14 protein-coding genes are annotated in these 17,296 nt (G+C 70.3%); 2 read left to right on the top strand and 12 right to left on the bottom strand.

Translation table 11 applies throughout. The annotated features are described in order from the left end of the window. Nucleotides 1–76: 76 nt before the first annotated feature. The 4 genes from ACWC2T_RS03700 to ACWC2T_RS03685 form a co-directional block, all read right to left on the bottom strand. A complete protein-coding gene (locus ACWC2T_RS03700) occupies nt 77–2,035 on the bottom strand; it encodes an amino acid transporter (protein ID WP_450668819.1) in 1,959 nt (652 codons plus the stop codon). Nucleotides 2,036–2,273: 238 nt separating this feature from the next. Then, nucleotides 2,274–3,851, bottom strand: coding sequence for a Na+/H+ antiporter (locus ACWC2T_RS03695; RefSeq protein ID WP_450668818.1), 1,578 nt, complete (start codon nt 3,849–3,851; stop codon nt 2,274–2,276). Between the two features lie 387 nt (nt 3,852–4,238). Beyond that, a complete protein-coding gene (locus ACWC2T_RS03690; protein ID WP_450668817.1) occupies nt 4,239–5,165 on the bottom strand; it encodes a hypothetical protein in 927 nt (308 codons plus the stop codon). A gap of 96 nt (nt 5,166–5,261) precedes the next feature. Then, nucleotides 5,262–5,792, bottom strand: a complete 531-nt coding sequence (locus ACWC2T_RS03685; RefSeq protein WP_450668816.1) for a hypothetical protein — start codon at nt 5,790–5,792, stop codon at nt 5,262–5,264. Between the two features lie 163 nt (nt 5,793–5,955). Between ACWC2T_RS03685 and ACWC2T_RS03680 the strand changes: the two genes are divergently transcribed. Then, a complete protein-coding gene (locus tag ACWC2T_RS03680) occupies nt 5,956–6,504 on the top strand; it encodes a DUF4142 domain-containing protein (RefSeq protein WP_450668815.1) in 549 nt (182 codons plus the stop codon). A 184-nt stretch (nt 6,505–6,688) separates the two neighbouring features. On the opposite strand, the gene ACWC2T_RS03675 is transcribed toward ACWC2T_RS03680, so the two are convergent. The 6 genes from ACWC2T_RS03675 to ACWC2T_RS03650 all read right to left on the bottom strand — a co-directional run bounded on the left by ACWC2T_RS03675 (nt 6,689) and on the right by ACWC2T_RS03650 (nt 12,233). Continuing rightward, nucleotides 6,689–7,426 carry a type 1 glutamine amidotransferase domain-containing protein gene (locus tag ACWC2T_RS03675; RefSeq protein WP_450668814.1) on the bottom strand — a complete coding sequence of 246 codons (738 nt, stop codon included), beginning with the start codon at nt 7,424–7,426 and terminating at the stop codon, nt 6,689–6,691. 14 nt (nt 7,427–7,440) lie between these two features. Beyond that, nucleotides 7,441–8,505: a cupin domain-containing protein gene (locus ACWC2T_RS03670; protein WP_450668813.1), complete on the bottom strand. Its 1,065-nt coding sequence runs from the start codon at nt 8,503–8,505 to the stop codon at nt 7,441–7,443. Then, nucleotides 8,502–9,986, bottom strand: coding sequence for a pyridoxal phosphate-dependent decarboxylase family protein (locus ACWC2T_RS03665; protein WP_450668812.1), 1,485 nt, complete (start codon nt 9,984–9,986; stop codon nt 8,502–8,504). Before ACWC2T_RS03665 ends, ACWC2T_RS03670 begins: the two co-directional genes overlap by 4 nt. After that, nucleotides 9,973–10,299, bottom strand: a complete 327-nt coding sequence (locus ACWC2T_RS03660; protein WP_450668811.1) for a hypothetical protein — start codon at nt 10,297–10,299, stop codon at nt 9,973–9,975. The genes ACWC2T_RS03665 and ACWC2T_RS03660 overlap by 14 nt, the downstream gene beginning before the upstream one ends. Nucleotides 10,300–10,316: 17 nt before the next feature. Next, entirely contained in the window at nt 10,317–10,829 is a 513-nt protein-coding gene (locus ACWC2T_RS03655; RefSeq protein ID WP_450668810.1) for a hypothetical protein, read from the bottom strand. 480 nt (nt 10,830–11,309) lie between these two features. Further along, nucleotides 11,310–12,233, bottom strand: coding sequence for a DMT family transporter (locus ACWC2T_RS03650; RefSeq protein WP_450668809.1), 924 nt, complete (start codon nt 12,231–12,233; stop codon nt 11,310–11,312). A 74-nt stretch (nt 12,234–12,307) separates the two neighbouring features. On the opposite strand from ACWC2T_RS03650, the gene ACWC2T_RS03645 reads away from it, so the two are divergent. Beyond that, entirely contained in the window at nt 12,308–13,249 is a 942-nt protein-coding gene (locus ACWC2T_RS03645; RefSeq protein ID WP_450668808.1) for a LysR family transcriptional regulator, read from the top strand. 314 nt (nt 13,250–13,563) lie between these two features. On the opposite strand, the gene ACWC2T_RS03640 is transcribed toward ACWC2T_RS03645, so the two are convergent. Both ACWC2T_RS03640 and ACWC2T_RS03635 read right to left on the bottom strand, forming a co-directional pair. Then, on the bottom strand, nt 13,564–14,799 hold the full coding sequence (locus ACWC2T_RS03640; protein WP_450668807.1) for a hypothetical protein: 1,236 nt from the start codon (nt 14,797–14,799) through the stop codon (nt 13,564–13,566). After that, nucleotides 14,796–17,036, bottom strand: coding sequence for a sensor histidine kinase (locus ACWC2T_RS03635; protein ID WP_055704540.1), 2,241 nt, complete (start codon nt 17,034–17,036; stop codon nt 14,796–14,798). Before ACWC2T_RS03635 ends, ACWC2T_RS03640 begins: the two co-directional genes overlap by 4 nt. Nucleotides 17,037–17,296: the final 260 nt, after the last annotated feature.

Below are 17,296 nucleotides of genomic sequence, written 5' to 3'. Positions count from 1 at the left end.
GGTTTCAGCGTGCTGAGGCCCTTCTGGCCCGGATGGAACCCGGTTGTCCTCGACGGCGTCGGCATCCCGCCCGGTCTCACCCGGTGTGCACGCGGGGGCGCAGGGGTCGGTTCGGTTCCGCCTCGCGCAGTACCTCGCGGGTGACCGGGGCGACCTCGCCCTGGCCGAAGAGGAAGAAGCGCAGGAAGTTGGCGAAGGGGTTGCCCTCGGTCCACTCGAAGTAGATGTGCGGGGTGCAGCCGGTGACGTCGCGGGCGTGGAGGAGGAGCGCGGCGAGGGCGTTGGGGATGGAGGAGGACTCCAGGGTGAGCACGCGGTAGCGGTCGTGCAGGACCTCGCCGTGCACGGTCAGGCCGGCCTCGAACTCGGAGGGGTCGGTGACCGTGACCTCGACGAAGACGAAGTCCTCCGTGGTCGGGAGGTCGTTGTCGGCCCGGATCTGCTCGACCTTGTCGCGGTACTCGGCCTTGTCGCGTCGGCCGGGCTTGTTGGCGATGAAGCGGATACGGCGGTGCGACATGTCCCGGATGAACCGTTCCGCCATGTCGTCCAGCTCGATATGGGTGACGCGCAGCTCGAAGGCGCGGGCCAGCCGGGAGAGGAAGGAGACGAGCATGATGCCGACGATGAAGCAGGCGCCGATCTTCACGCCGTCCGGGCGCTCGATGACATTGGCGACGGTGACGTAGAGCAGGACCGCGGAGACGGTGCCGAAGCCGGCGGTCCAGCCGCGCTGGCTCGCCCGGTGGGAGGCGATGGTCACCGCGATGGCCGCGGAGGACATCAGGACCAGCACGCCGGTGGCGTAGGCGCCGCCCTGTTTGTCGACGTTGGCGTCGAAGATCCAGGTGACCAGGAAGGCGACCAGGGTGAAGACGATCACCATCGGGCGGACCGCTCGCGCCCAGTGCGGGGCCATGCCGTAGCGGGGCAGATAGCGCGGCATGAGGTTGAGCAGGCCGGCCATCGCGGAGGCGCCGGCGAACCACAGGATGGCGATGGTCGAGAGGTCGTAGACCGTGCCGAAGGCGCCGCCGAGGTACTCGTGCGCGAGGTAGGCGAGGGCGCGGCCGTTGGCCTTGCCGCCGGGCTGGAACGCGTTCGCGGGGATGAGCACCGTGGTGATGAAGCTGGTGGTGATCAGGAACACGCTCATGATGACGGCGGCGGTGGTCAGCAGCTTCTTCGTGTCGCGGATCCGGCCCCTGGGAGCGTCCTCGGTGTCACCCGGGTCGCCCTGGACGTGCGGCATCACGGCGACACCGGTCTCGAAGCCGGACAGACCGAGGGCGAGCTTGGGGAAGACCAGCAGGGACACGCCGATCATGGCGAAGACGGTGCCGTGCTGGGTGGTCAGGGCGGCGGTCCAGTCGGTGACCACGTGCCCGGCGGTGAGCACGTGCCAGAAGCCGACCACCACGACCACGGCGTTCAGGGCGAGGTAGACCACCACCAGGGCGAACGCGACGCCGATCGCCTCCAGGAAGCCCTTGAGGAAGACCGCGCCGAGCAGCGCCACCAGGATCAGGGTGATCAGCATCTGCCGGCCGTGCAGCGCGTTCGTCAGGTGCGGGTTCTCGATGAGGTGGGTGGAGGCGTCGGCGGCCGAGAGGGTGATGGTGATCAGGAAGTCGGTGGCGGCGAAGCCCAGCAGGGTCAGGACGAACAGCTTGCCCTTCCAGAAGGACAGCAGCCGCTCCAGCATGGCGATGGAGCCCTCGCCGTGCGGGCTCTCCTCGGCCACCCTGCGGTAGACGGGGAGGGCGCCGGCCAGGGTGACGACGACGAGGACCAGGGTGGCGACGGGGGAGAGCAGGCCGGCCGCCAGGGCGGCGATGCCGGGCTGGTAGCCGAGGGTGGAGAAGTAGTCGACACCGGTCAGGCACATCACCCGGTACCAGCGCTGGCCCTCGTGCGGGGGCTCCGGCTCGGCGTGCGGTCCGGTGTGGCCGCCGGCCTTGCCCATGTCGGACAGCCCCTCCAGCATCCAGGCGCGCAGCCGGCCGGCCTGCGGAGGGTGTTGTGTCGTGGCCATCGGCGCGCTCCTGATGTGCGGCTCAGCGTGGGTTTCCGGCCATCACGGGGACACCGGCACCAGCGTAGGCAGACGGTGAGACGGGGGCCCATGGCTCATGGCGCCGCGGGCGTCAAGCTTGCGTCAAGTCACCGTGCGGAGCCACGACGTCAAGTCACCGTGCGGAGCCACGAAAACGCAGGTCAGCCGTGCAACCCGCAGTCGGGTCGACGGGCCCCGCGGAGCGCAACGCGCAGCGCTACGCGTCGGAGAGCCGGGCCTCCTCGAGGTCCAGGGCCCGCTGCAGCCGCCGTCGCGTGGTGTCGCTGATGGCGTGGGCGTCGTACAGCCGCTGCAGCTCGCCGGTCTCGACGGCGATCAGGTCGCGCCGCAGCTCGCGGTAGACCCGGTCGGCGGACTCGGTGGCCACGCCCTCGGCGCCGTTGCTGCGGGCGAGACGGTCGCGGGCGTCGTCGAGACGGGCGTTCAGGCCCCGGCGCAGCCGGTCCAGGACGACGTCCGGTACGACCTCCAGCTCCGCGAGCTCCTCCAGGCGCGCGAGGCCGGCGTGCGCGAGGTGGGAGCTGGCCTGGGCCTCCTCGCGCGCGGTGTGGGCGGGCTCCAGGGCGATGCCGGAGGCGCGCACGACGGGGGCGAGGGTGAAGCCCTGCACGACGAGGGTGACCACCACGACCGAGGTGGTCAGCACGAGCACCAGCGGCCGGTCGGTCAGCGGACTGCCGTCCTTCATGACCTCGGGTATGGACAGGGCGGCGGCCAGCGGCATCACCCCGCGGGTGCCCGCCCAGGTCAGCACCACCGGCACCCGCCAGTTCAGGCGGCTGCCCCCGCCGTTGCGCTGCACGACCGCCGACAGGGGCGCCAGCCACAGCAGGCGTACGGCGACGAGGGTGGCGGCGACGGCGAGGGCGTACAGCGGCCAGGACCGGTCGCCGTCGGCCAGCGCCCGCACCTGGGCGGGCAGGGCCAGGCCTATCAGGCTGAACACGACGCTCTCCAGCAGGAACACCACCGTGCCGTACACCGCGTGCAGCTGGAGCCGGATGCGGGCGTTGGTGAGCCGGTCGCCCCGGCCGCCCAGCACCACCCCGGCCACCACGCACGACGTCACTCCGGAGGTGTGCGCGGCCTCCGCGAGCAGGTAGGCGGCGTACGGGGTGACCAGGGCGATCACCGTCTCCAGCACCGGGTCCTCGGTGCGGCGCCGGATCAGGGTGATCACTCCGGCCACGGCTGCCCCGATCACCGTGCCGCCGCCCGCGAGCAGGAAGAACTCGCCGCTCGCGGCGCCCCAGTCGGCGGCGGCCGCGGCCACGGCGATGCCCGCCGCCACCCGGACCAGGACCAGGGAGGTCGCGTCGTTGAACAGGCTCTCCGCCTGGACGAGGACCTGGACCCGGGGCGGCAGGGCGAGCCTGCGGCCTAGCGCGGTCACCGCCACCGGGTCGGTGCTGGCCAGGACCGCGCCCAGCACGAACGCCATCTGCCAGGACAGGGGGGTGACCAGGGCGGCCACGGCGGCGACGGCCGCCGCTGAGGCGAGCACCAGGCCGATGGCGAGGATCCCGACCGGTTTCCACACCGCCCGCAGCTCCCGCCAGGGCATGTCCTCGGCGCTCGCGTACAGCAGGGGCGGGAGGACGACGAGGCCGATGATCTGGGGGCTGATCTGGATCTGCGGGGTGCCCGGGAGCAGCGCCACGGCGAGACCGGCGACCACGAGGAGGGAGGGGGCGGGAATGCGCCATCGGCGCGCGAAGGTGGCGACCACCGTGGCGAGGACCACGAGGGAGAGAACCGTACCGACGCTGCGCATGCCGTCCCCCGGGGATGCGGAAGGGGATTGCGGAAGCCACCCCGGCTCCCGGCCGACCAGACTTCCCGGCACACCTGCCGTCACCCTATCGGGCCAGGTCACGTCAAGACAGTGTCAAGACCCACCGAACCGCCACCGAGGATCCGCGGGCATCCGCACCGGCCTCTCCGAGGGTTTGCCTCGGGGCGGCCCCGCGGGCCGGGCGCGATCGGCAAGCTGGCCGGCGCCCAGCGGACGAAGGCCGACGCCCTCTTCGCCGAGTGGCGGAAGGCGCACGGCACCACCCGCACGCGGCGCGGTCCGCCGCGGCCGTCACCTTCCTCGGCGCCCTCTCCCCCGCCGGGTGGTGCGCCCTGGCCGTGGTCGTGGCCAGGGCGCGGCGTCGGTTCAGCCGACGTGCAGGGTCAGGGACGCGGTGTGCAGCCTGCCGCCGGTCTGGAACTGCAGGAACAGCCGCCAGTTCCCGGACCGGGCGAACTCGGCGTGGAAGGTCAGGGTCGGCCCGCCGCGGCCGCCGTCGGCCATCGTCTCCGGGTGGAGGTGGGCGAAGGCGAGGTCGCCCTGGTGGAAGGCGGTCAGGTGGGCGTAGGTGTCGAGGTACGGCTGGAGGTCGGTGACCGGCTTGCCGTCCTTGGAGACGGTGGCGGTCAGCTGGTGCGCCATGCCCGCCATCGGATCGCCCTGCACGGTGACGGTGTAGCCGTCGACGCCGGCGGTGCCGGACGGCTTCGGCAGGGCCGAGGGCATCGCCATGCCGGGCACCTTCACGGTGCGGCTGAGTACGAAGCCCTTGCCCCGGCCGGCGCCGCCGGACGGGGTGAAGGAGGCGTACAGCCGCCAGGTGCCCGGCCGCAGCGCGGCCGACGGCGCGGTCCAGGTGCCGTCCGCGGCCATGGTGGGGTGCAGGTGCTGGAAGCCGGTGAGGTCGGAGCGGATGGCGTAGAAGTGCATCCGCTTGGTCTGGTCGACGGCGAAGCCGGTGACCGGCTTGCCGTCCGGTCCGGTGATGGTGAAGCGGTACTCCGTCGCCTGGCCGGCGGGGAGGGTGGCGGTCGTGGACGTCATCCGGTACCCGTCCTCGGCGGCGGCCAGACCGTTGCCGGTGGACGCGGGGTCCATGCCGGGCATCGACGCCATGCCGCCGGCCGGGGACGAGGGGGACGGCGTGGCGCTGTGGTCCATGCCGGCCATGCCGGAGTCGTGGCCCTTGCCGGAGCTGGAGCCGGAGCCGCAGGCGGCGAGGGTCAGGGTGAGGGCCGCGGTGGTGGCGGCCGCCGCGAGGGCGCGGCGGGATGTGCGGAAACGCTGGATCATGGGTGTGTCTTTCCAGGCGGGCGCCGTGAGTCGGCGCGGCCGAACGTGTGAGAGCCGTGCGGGACCGCGGCGCAGAGCCGGATCCCCAGGGCCCCGTCACGTCCGTGCGACGCACACCTGGAGCAGGAGGTGACGCCCGCCGGCCGGTGGACCCCGGCGACGGGTGCCGTCGTGACCCGGCCGGGCCCGCGCCAGCACGAGGGCGGCCGGGAACACGAGGGCGCTCGCCGCGAGCGGAGGCGGCGGGATCTCGGACCGGGGCGTCGTGGCCAGACACAGCGCGCCCCGCATGACCTCGTCCGCCCGGGCGGTCGCCTTGGCGGCTGCGGGTGCGGCTGCGGGCGCCGGGTGGCCGGCGGGGTGCGCGGCCGCCGTCGCGGGTGCCGGATGCATCGTGTCCGGACGCATCGTGTCCGGGTGCATCGTGTCCGGGCGCGCGGGCATCGGGGCGGACCGGGGGACAGCGGTCGCCATGTCCGGCATGGCCCCGTGGCAGCCGCCCGCGGCCGCGGCCGGGCCGCCGTGCATGAGGAACAGCCCGAGCAGGACGGCGACCAGAACGCAGGCCCGCACCGACGGACGGATGCGGGCCCTGGCCGTGCCGGCGACGGGCTGCGCGAGGATCACGGGCCCCACCTTACGGGGAGCCTTCGGTTGCCGGGTGACTCAACCGGGTGAACCATGGCATAGGTGTTGTTTGTGGGTATTCAGGTTATTCAAGTGAGTTGAGTGATTCGAGTGATGAGGGTGGGGATTCGTCGGGCTTGCACGTGCGACCTGTGGAGGACTCATGTACACGACTCGATCCCGTGCCGGTTCCGCCGCCGTCTGCGCCGCCACCCTGTGCGTCATGGGTGTCACGTCGCTCCCGGCGCTCGCCGCGTCGTCGCCCTCGCCGTCGGCGGTCTCCGCCCTGGACCGGCAGCTCCTGACCGCGGCCCACCAGGGCAACCTGTGGGAGATCGCGACCGGTCAGCAGGCTCAGGGCGCCGCGACCACCGCCTGCGTCAGGCGGGCCGGTGCCGACTTCGTCCGCGACCACCGCACCCTTGATGCCGGCGTCGTCAAGACCGCGGCGCAACTCGGTGTGACCCTGCCCTCCGGGCAGACGGCCGCACAGCAGAGGAAGACCGCCGCCCTCAAGTCCCTTGCCCGGACGACCGCGTACGACGCCGCGTGGCTCAAGGCCCAGTACCCCGCCCATGTGCAGACCCTTGCGCTCATCGACAAGGAGATCGCCACGGGCACCAACCCGGCCGTGAAGTCCCTGGCCAAGAGCGCGCGTCCCGTGGTCGTCCGGCACAACCAGATGGTCAACCGGGCCGTGTGCCACGCGTGAGCACAGCGGTTCCCCGGGGTCGCGTCAGCGGTCCCGGGGAACCGCTTCGTCACGATGCGGCCGGGGCCTTCGCGGCCAGGTACCGACCGCGCTGCTCGGCGGTCCGCATGGCCGCCTGCGTGGCGTTTTCGTCGGTGCCCTCGGTGAGCCCTCTTGACCAGGGCTGGGCGGTGCGCCTCGGCGCTCAGCCGCCGGGGCGAGTGATCGCTGTGTGCCCGGAGGCGATCGCGGTGAGCAGGCGCGCGGCGAGTGGGCCGGCCGATGCGGGGTTCTGTCCGGTGAGCAGGCCCCGGTCCTCCACCACGTGCTCCTGCCACGGACCCGGCCCGGTCAGGAAACGGGCTCCCCGGCGGGTCAGGGCCTGCTGGGAGGTCCACGGCAAGGCGTTCAGGAGACCCACGTCCTTCTCCTCGTCGTCGGTGAAGGACGTCATCCGGTAGCCGGCGAACGGCCAGGCACCGGTGGGGCCGGTGCAGGACAGCAGGGCGGCAGGCCCGTGGCACACGGCTGCCACGGGGCGGCCCGCGCGGTGTGCGGCGGCCACGACGCGACCGCAGTGCGGATCGCACCACAGATCGACCATCGGCGCGTAACCGCCTGGGACGAACACCGCGTCGTACACCTGGTGGGCGACTTCCCGCAGCGGCTCCGGGGACGAGAGGTCGGAGTGCCGGGCGGCGACCTCGCGGCGCAGCGCCTCGCACTGCCGCGGTGTGAGGCCGGTGCCTTCCGGGGTGAACCCTGCGGGGTCGGGGACGGCGGGCCGCCCGTCGGGGGAGGCCACCGTGACATGCGCACCGGCGCCGTCGAAGACGGCCAGGGGCGCCACGACCTCCTCGGGCCAGAACCCGACGGCCCGGGTGCTGCCGTCCGTGAGCGACATGCGGGTGGCGGCCGACAGAAGCATCAGGATGTGCGGCATGGGGGTTCCTCCGGTCAGGTCTCCGTGGGCTCGTCGGTCTGCTCGGCGTACAGGCCGAGGGCGCGCATCAGCGGGAACTCGTCGGCGGACAACAGCACCGCTTCCCTGGTCTCGCTGCCGTTGGTGTGGTGGTGCCGGGCCCAGGAAGGAACGCAGAAGGTGTCGCCGGCCGACCATGCGAAGTCGGTGCCGTCGATCGTGGTGGCGCCCTGGCCTTCGGCGACGACGTAGATGACGGAGCCGGTGTGGCGATGCGCCAGAGTGCTCTCGCCCGGCTGCAGGAGCTGGAGGCGGCAGCCGGTGGTGGGGGTGACCGGTCCGCCGGTCGCGGGGTTGGCGTACTCCAGGACGACGCCGTCGTAGGGGTCGTGGTGGCCGCACCGCGCGGCCGACCGCAGGGACTCCCGGCACTTGTCCCAGGGGTAGGAGTGCAGGGGTGAGGCCGCATGCCGGCGGCGGGTGTCGGGCAGCAGCAGGCCGCCCCAGGAGGCGAGGCTGTCGCGTGCCGGTGTGCTCGTGAGGTGGGTCCGGTCGGGGTGGAGCTCGAAGAAGGTGGCGCCGAGCGTGTTCACCAGCGGGTCGTTGGTGAGGTCCTGCCAGATGACCAGGCCGTCGTCGGCGTCATTGCCGTGTTCGTGCCACAGGCGGCCGGGGGTGACGACGACGTCGCCGGCGCTCACCGGTATGCGGTCTCCGTCGACCGCGGTCCAGCCGCCTCGGCCCTCGTGGACGAAGCGGACGGCCGACGCCGCGTGCCGGTGGCAGGTCATGGACTCGTGCGGCTTCAGGGCCTGCAGCCCGGAGTAGAGGTGGCCGCAGGCGGCCTCGTAGTCGCGGTGCCCGGGGTTGAGGTGAGTGAGGACGCGCAGCGCCGCGGCGTCGCCCTTGACGAACTGGGCCGCCTCCAGCACGAAGGGGCGCAGATTCGCGTAGCGCCACATGCAGGGACGTGACCGGGGCGCCGGTGTCCAGGGCTGGTCGTCGTTGACGGCGGACCAGCGGCCTACGGCGTGGAAGCGCGCGAGGCGCTCGGCGAAGGTGCCGGGGTCCGCGGCCGCGGAGTGCAGGGCGGTGGTCATGCCGGGCTCCCTTCCGCCAGGGCGGCGGTGGTGAGTTCGTGCCAGAGGGCGTCGACGTCCTCGCTGCGGGTGTGGATGTTGCCGATGGAGACCCTGATGACGTATCCGGCGTCGGTGACGGTGTGCGAGACGTAGGAGCGTCGGCCGGCGTTGACCCGGTGGTGGATACGGCGGTTGAGGGCGTCCGTCTCCTCGCGGGACAGACCTGGCGGTGCGTGGCGCAGGCAGACCAGGGGGAACGGACTGTCCGGGTTGGCGATGTGCCAAGGGGGCGTTGCGGCGGCGGCCTGCCGCAGACGGTCGGCGAGTGCGGCGGTGGCGGTGAGCTGCTCGGTGATGCCGTCCGCGCCGAACGACTTGATGATCCACCACAGTTTGAGGGCCCGGAACTGGCGGCCGAGCTGCAGCGAGTAGTTCATGAAGTCGACGCTGCCGTCCTCCTGGCGGGTGGAGAGGTACTCCGGCACGAGGCGGAAGGCCTGGGTGAGCGCGTCGCGGTGGCGCGAGAAGAGGGCGCTGGCCTCCATGGGGCACAGCAGGACCTTGTGCGGGTTGGCCACCAGGGAGTCGGCCGCCGACAGGTCGGGCAGGTGCGGCCGCACGCTCTCGGTCAACCGCCAGAAACCGCCGTACGCGGCGTCGACATGCAGCCAGACGCCGTGCTGCGCACACACCTGGGCCAGCTCGCCGACCGGGTCGATGCCGCCGGTGGAGGTGGTGCCGACGGTGGCGACGACGGCACAGGGCCGGTACCCGGCCCGTATGTCCCGGCCGATACGGTCGTCCAGGACCGCCGGGTCCAGGCTGCCGTCGGTGCGTGCGGGGAGCCGTACCACGTTGTCCAGCCCGATGCCCAGGGTGATGGCCGCCTTGTCGACACTGCTGTGCGCCTGGTCCGAGGCGTACACCCGCAGGGCGGGCCCGCCGGCGAGACCGGTACGGCGGATGTCCAGGCCGTCGAGGCGTTCACGCGCTGCCGCCAGCGCGTACAGCGTGGCGAGTGAGGCGCCGTCCACCAGCACCGCGTCGCCGTCCGCCGGATACCCCACCATCTCCCCCAGCCAGCGCAGTACGGTGCTCTCCACCGCGGCCGCGGAGGGAGCCGCGTCCCACAGCATCACGTTGACGTTCAGCGCGGCAGTGGCCATCTCGGCCAGGATTCCCGGCCCGCTGGAGCTGTTGGAGAAGTAGGCGTGGAAGCGAGGGTGGTTCCACTGGGTGAGGTGAGGGACCACGTCCTGCCAGGTCTGCTCCAGAACCTCGGCGAACCGCTGCGGCTCCCGCGGCAGCGGCTCGTCGATCAGGTCGTGGATCTCCTTCGCCGCCCGGTCGGTGGTGACGGGCCGGGCTCGCAGGCTCGTGAAGTGCTCGCGCAGGCGCCGTAACAGCAGTGTGCCGTTGTCCTCCAGTTCCTGCGGTGTCCAGTCGGCGAATCCCGGTTCGGCGCGGGCGCCTGGGACATCCGGGTCAGTGGTGGTCATGCTCGACCTCCACGGGCAGCTCGGTGGCATAGCGGACCTCCCGGGGGCGGGTGCAGTAGGCGGCGATGAGCGGCTGCACCAAGGGCTCTTCGGACACCAGCAGATCCGCGTGGTCCTCCGTACTGCGCCAGGGGTAGAGCCAGGTGACGACACGGGGGTCGTGATGGTCCTGGAGGAAGGTGGCGTGGCCGCTCCAGCCCGGGTGGCCGTGGGCGTTGTCGCCGATGGCGTCGTCGATGAGCTGCATGGTGCGGGTGGCCCGGGCGGCGGCCTCGTCGGTCAGGTACCAGGTCTCGACAACGGTGACAGGCATGGCCTTGCTCCTCTCGGTCACTGTTCCCCGGCGGCGAAGTACTCCTGGAGCAGAGACGTTCCGCCGGGGACGAACTTCTCGCAGATGAGTTTGTGCTGAGTGCGGTTGCGTGACTGCTCCTGCCACAGGCCCCGCGCCGCTTCCTGTACGTCCGTAGGCGCCCGGCCCTCGCGGGTGGCCTTCTTCAGCGGGCCGCGGACGGATTTCAGCAGGTCCAGCATGAGCGCGTGGTCGGTGTTGAACCTGCCGGAGAACCCGGGGCTGACCCAGGGCGGCGCCATGGCGGGACGCAGCAGCCCGGTGTAGGTGTCGGCGGGGAAGTCGGAGGCGTAGCGCATGGAGGCGGTGGCGGCGCGGTAGAGCCTGGTCAGCACTCCCAGCAACCGCCGGCATGCGGCCCAGTCCTCGGCCTCGAGCGCGCCGCGCAGTGCGGTCAGATGCGTGTTCATCAGGGTCAGATGCAGGTGGAAGACGTGGTGGCCGAGCTTCCACCGGCGGATGGCGGTCTGCTGATTCTGTGTCAGTTCCATGCAGTGGCCTTTCGTTTACGCCGAGCACGATGACGCCTCCTGCACACAGCTGCTGACGCTCCGTCAGAAGCCCGGCGTCGAGGGACAGGGCATGCTGAAGAAGCAGGGCCAGGCCGTCCAGCAGGTCGGCTCGCTCCGCCTCGTCCAGGCTGGTCCCGGCCAGGTCGTCGGCGACCTTGCGGGTGACCGTCAGTGCCTGGGCCGCCCATGCGCCGGAGGTGACGTCGTCGTGGTGGATACGGAAGAAGGCGTCGTATTCCTCCGGGCCGCTCACTTCCGCGCTGCTCACCTCCCCCGGAGCCCTGCCGTCCCGGGGCAGGCTGAGCGGCGCTATGAGCCCGAAGTCGTCGGGCGGTGGCTGTTCCATCACGTTTCCCTTCTGGGCGCGGTCCGGCCGGCGCCCCATGTCCGCCGGCCCCGGCACAGGCGGGGGCGGCCCCGGGCCCGTCCTGCCGGCCGTCGAGGAGTCCCGGGTGCGGGTCAGGAACGGTCGGGGGCGCGGTTGCTGATCCACACGGCGCCGATGACGAGGGCGCAACCGCAGAGCTGGGTGAAGGCGGGTGTCTCGCGAAGGATGACGAGGGCGAAGCCGATCGCCATCACGGGTTGCAGCAGGAGCAGCGCGGCCGAGGTGTTCGGCGGCAGCAGTGGCCCGCCCTTGCCGATCAGCAGCCAGGCGGCGACCTGGCCGAGCAGCGCCAGGGCCACGATCCAGCCCCACGAGGCGGCCGGCACCGCCAACGGCAGCCCCGTGGTCAGCAGGCTGACGGCGGCGGATGTGACGGTGGCGGCGGCGGTGGACAGGCACACCGGGCTGACCACGTGCCGAGGGGAGCGCCGGCCGCAGCGCCGCGTCAGGTACAGGTACACCGCGTAGGCGGCGCCCGCGCCGATGCCCAGCAGGGTGCCGCGCACCGGATGAACCGCCTGGGCACCGGCTTCCGCCACGCCGCCCGCCAGTGCGATGCCGGTCAGCATCAGCGGGCAGGCCCACAGGAAGCGGCGGGGGACGCGGGTGCCGTCCAGGAGGCGGGCCAGCAGCGGGAAGACGATGACCTGGACGTTGATGAGCACCGTGGACACGGCCGCGCCGATGTCGATGATGCTCACCGTCCACATCACGTAGTCCGCACCCAGGAACACCCCTGCGATCACCGCGTGACCGCGCAGCCCGGCCGGCATGGCACCATGCCGCCGCGTCTCGTGCACCAGCATGGGCACCAGGGCGATCAGGGCGACGGCACATCTCAGGAAGGCCGCGGTGCCCGCGTTGACGTCGGCGAGCTTGACGAAGACGGCCGACAGGGACAGACAGGCGGCCCCGCCGACGACCAGCGACACGCCCAGGCTCCGGGGTGTCGGCTTGGCGGTGGTGAGCGAGCTGGTCTTGGGTGCGGCATCCACGTATCTCAGCCTTCCATTCCGGAAGGCACAGCACTATTGATCCTTCTTTCGCTGTTCTCAGTAGCCTGGCTTACATGTTGACCTGGGAAAGACTCCGGGTGTTCGCCGCCGTGGCCCGGTTCGGATCCGTCCAGGCGGCAGCGGAGGCACTGCATGTCACCGGCCCCGCCGTCTCCCAGCATCTGCGCCGCCTGGAACGGGAGGCCGGCTGCGCCCTGGTCGAACGCGACGGTCGCGGGATACGGCTCACCCACGCCGGACGCGTGCTGGCGGCCTCGGCACAGCAGATGGACGAGGCGGCCGTACGGGCCGGCGCGGATCTCTCGGCCATCAGCGGACTGGTCGCCGGGACCCTGCGCGTGGGCGCCATCGCCTCGGTACTCAGAGCCCTCTTACCGCAGGTGATCAGCTCGCTGACAGGCCGGTACCCGCGCCTCGAACTGACCGTCAGGGACGGCGAGGCCGCGGACATGCTGCCCGAACTGCAGGCCGGCCGACTCGACGCCGTGGTGATGGAGAGCTGGACGCACGCCCCTGCCCGTATCCCGCCCGGCGTCCGCACACATCCCCTGGTGCACGAACCCGCGATGCTCGCCGTGCACAGCGGCCATCCGCTCGCCCACCTGCCGGAGGCCCCCCTGAGCAGCCTGCACGACCTGGCCTGGACCAGCTGCCCCGCCGGCAGCGACGCCCACCAGGCCCTGGTCCAGATGCTCCGGCAACAGGCGGTCACCGACGTGCGGATCCGCTACTGCGTCGCCGACTACAGCACCCAGCTGCAGCTCGTCGCCGCCGGGGTCACCGCCGCACTGGTGCCCCGCATGGCCGCCACCGCCACACCCCCCGGGGTACGCCTCATCCCCTGCCGGCCGACCATCACCCGCACCGTCTCCGTCGTCACCGCACAACGCACGGACACCCCCACCGTGCGCGCCTTCGTCACCGAGATGACCCGAGCGACGCTGAGCACGGGAACGCGTCAGGGGCCCGACCCGCTGAGCGGATCAGGCCCCTGACCTGGTACTGCACTGTCGGGGTGGCGGGATTTGAACCCACGACCTCTTCGTCCCGAATGAGGTTCGGTTGGTGAGGCTGCCAGCCTCGATGGCGTTTTCGCAGGTCAGGTAGGTGGGCTCGGTTGGTGTCGGGTGGCCTGGAAGGGGTTCGGGGAGCGGGTTGGCTCCCAGATGGCTCCCCGGGCGTGGTGCCCACCGGCTGCGTGTAGGTCTATGCCAAGGCATCCCTGTGTCGACCACAACGAGGGCCAAGGCTTCCGCGCCCGGCGTACCCTCCGCTGATGATCGCGCACGCTGTCCGAATGCCTGGAAGCTCAGTCCTTCACAATCTCGCCGTTCGCTGATGACGTTGAAGCCTGCGTCGGCACGTGCCTGGCCTTCGGCTTCTCGAGTTCCAACCGCACTTTCACGTCCTCGAAGCTGAGGTCCGGGGTTCCGATACGCCCCACCGAGCGGCTGTAGGCGATGAGCATCGCCTCCGAGAACGGGCTGTCGAGGGTTGCGACACGTCGCCAGGTTCGTGCCTCGGCGAGCGGGACCGATACCACGTTCTCGAAGTCGACCAAGAGGTCGGGGATGTCGAGGTAGCCAGGAAGAGCGCGGTACCGGTTCTGCTTGTCCCCGAAGACCTGTTTGGCCTGGTCCTTGTGGCTGTTGCTCTTCGAGCTGGCCAGCCATGTGGCGATCGCTGGCGACTCCGACTCCTCGCCGTCCTCGGTGAAGATGCGGTCAGCCTTGGCCAGGCGAACGTACTGTGCCTTGGCCTTACGAGGTCTCGCCACGTTGGCGTCCGGGTGGTCCTCATATAGGTCGCAAGCAGGGGTGAGGACGATCCACCAATCGCCCTCGGGGCTGACCACGAGGTCCGTGGCGGTGAGGTGATGGGTCACGAACGGCTTCAAGTAGACCCGCGCAGCGGAGGGTTGACCAGCAGTGGCGACCGCCTCGCCGTCCCCGGCGTATCCCAGTTCGCTGGGGCCGTTCTCCCGGAGCTCGGCCGCGAGGCGGTTGACGATGATCGGGGTGATCTCGTGGGGATCAGCGCCCGCCATCTCGTGCCAGTGCGGGGCCACGACGTCACGGAGGAAAACGCGGACCTTGCGTTCGACGAGATCGGAGATACGGCGTCTCAACTCCGACACTCCCGAGAGCAACCCGTCCCGGACTGCGGGAGCGACCTCGTCCCAGGCGTTCTTGGTCACCACACGGATGAGGGGAGGCTTCTCCAGGTCACGCACCTGCTGGGGGACAGCTGTGAAGAAGACCACGGGCAGCCACCGAGCGCCGGCGATGGCGTCGTACAGTTCGTGTCCGCGTCCTTCGACGGCAGCGGAGGGTATGCCATCGGCGGCGTCGCGGACGTCGAGGATGACCAGGTCGAAGTCCTCGTCAATCAACCGCTGCTCGGCTGTGGAGAAGTCCTGCTCGGACTCGAAGTGGATCTCCCCGAGGTCTGTGAGCTCCTCGGACAGCACTTCGCGAAGGTCCGCGATCATCTGGGCGTCGTCATCGACTATGAGCACCCGATACGCAACGTCGGTCGACGTCACCCAACTCTCCTTCGCAGTCGTGCCCGGAAACTCGCACCCGAGAGGGTGCCGGGGCTCACCAGCCCCAATTCGCCGTCGTAGAAGTCCTTCACGACGCTGCCTGCGATGCTGAGACCGAGGCCGACGCCATCCGGCTTTTCACTGAAGTAGGTATCGAAGATCAGGTCCTTGATCTTCTCGCGCACCCCAGGGCCGTTGTCGCTGACCGTGATGTCGACCACGTCCAGTTCGCCCTCGTGATTGCGCTCCGTCTCGATCAGGATCTCGCGGGGAGTGCCCTTGGGCATTGTGGAGAGCCAGTACACGGCGTTGCTCACGAGGTTGACCACAAGGGTCCTGATGTCACCCGGCTCGGCGGTGACGATCACGTCCTCCCCGCTGATCTGTACATCTACACCGTGCTTGGTGATCTCCGACTCCAGCACGTCAACGGCTTCGGAAATGCTCTGGTGTAGAGAGAGCCGGCGGGGCCGTCCACGCTTCCGTCCGCTGAGGGGCTCGATGCGAGTGAAGAGCCGGTCGAGAGCCCTTTCTTGTGCGGTGAAGTCCGTCCGCAGCTTGTCCAGCGCAGCTGACAACTCCACATCGTGTGTCTCGACCTTTGTGGTGATCTTGCCGAGACGACGAAGGCCCACGCCGATGCGGGAAAGGGCGGTACGTCCGTCGTGGAGGACGACGTCGACCAGGGTGCCCAGCGTCGCGAGGCGGGAGAACTGGGCGATGACCTCCTGTACCTTGCGTACGCCTTCGTTGATCGTCTCCGTGGCATCCTCGATGGCGCGACTGAGGATGATGTCCTCTGGGTGCCGCTCGGCAGCCACCTGTCGCAGCGGGTCCAGGTTGAAGTTCTGGAAGAGCCCGTGGCCCCTGCCTTCGGACGGCCCGGCAAGGAGCGGGGCTTCCGTCGGAGCAGTGGGTTCCCGACGCAGCCGGTAGCGTTGCGTCTCCAACCTGGCAATCGCCTGGAGTATGACTGCCTTCAGTTCCTCGTACTCAGGGGTGTCGATCAGTCCTTCGCGGTGCGAGCGGTCCAGGAGGCCGGGGTTGTCATCGGCCGAGATGTAGACGAATCCCGCCACTTGCCGGTTGGAGAGACGCAGCGTCGGGTTGTTGATGCGTCGCTGGTCGAAACCAAGCCAGTCGAACCCGGGTTCCCCGAACGGCTGCACACGGAACCCGTCCCGGTACAGGGCCACACCGCTGTTGTTCCGGATGAGTTCCCGTACGTCGTTGGTGTTCCTCGCGCTGGTGTCGAGTGCCAGGAGCGGCTTGATGGCCGACGACTCAAGGTCCCAGACTCGGAAGTCCAGTTTCAGAGGGCCACATGAGGGCCTCTTCGAGTCCTTCCGGAGGTTGTCCTGGACGACCTCCACCGGTTCTTCGTCGCCGGCGTAAATGGCCAGGCTCGCGTCCCCGTCGGCATCCACGGCGCCGACGAGGCGATAGCGGGGATGGGCCAGTGTCTCACTCGCAGAAACGAACCCGCTGTGGTGGCGGAGCGGCCCCTCCGGAGTGTCGATGTAGATCGAGAACTCAGGTTGGTCCGGCACAGAGAGCTCGGCGGGAGGCGGCGGGGGGAGGAGCCTGGACAGGGAACGCTTGAGGGCCTCGATCTCGTTCGTGCCCCAAGCCGTGCGAAGCCTCTCGAGTCGGACCACGGTGCCATGCGCCGTGCCGACGGCTGTAGCAGGCGCTGACTGAAATTCCCGGAGGACCTCGGAAAAGGTCTGCGCTGCTATGCCTCCGTCTACGAAGACGCTCGGAGTGGTCGTGGACAGGGAGACCGGAACCTCATCCAGGTACGCGTCACCATCCGTGAAGTCCCCCCAGTCGATGCGAAGGGTGACCTCCTGCTCATCGACCCGCCGAGTCGTGATTGTGGCGGTATGGCCAAGTCGAGCCGAGGCGAACCGGCCGATGCCCTTGGCGCCCAGCACGCGACGCCCACCTGACTCACTGCGTGGGTTCCGGTGCCTGTGCGGGGTGGCGATCTCCATCCACGTGCCGCGCACTGTGGCCGGCGACATGCCGTGCCCGTTGTCCCAGACCTCGATCGAGCCCTCACCCTCTTCGAGGGGAGGGTTGAAGCGGATCAGGACGAGGCTGGCGTCCGCGTCGTAGGCGTTCTTCACCAGCTCGGTGAGGGCGACGCGTTCGTTGCTGATCAGTTCTTCGCCGAGCGTGCTCATGAGCCTGGCCCGCGGCCGGAGATACGCCTTCGCGTTCTCGGAGTCCACCCATGCCCCCGCTCGTCAACTGTCAGCCATGTTCTGCAGTGTGTGGCGGGCAAGATTCTACTAACTACCCATCAGCGAGCTAGGTGGGCGGCTCTCGTAAGTGGCCGAAACCGTGCACAGGTTCAGGCCGACTCGAACGTGTCTTCAGCCCCGCCGGATCGTTGACCAGCTTGTCCGGCCAATCCGGGCCCCGGGAGCGACGCTGTCACTGCTGTCCTCTACGATTGCCTCTGGTAACGCACCAGAACGTCGGTTCGAAG

It is taken from the genome of Streptomyces sp. NPDC001393 (assembly GCF_053597455.1).
Note: the sequence above shows the minus strand (reverse complement) of the source record. Positions and strands in the feature narration are given on the sequence as shown.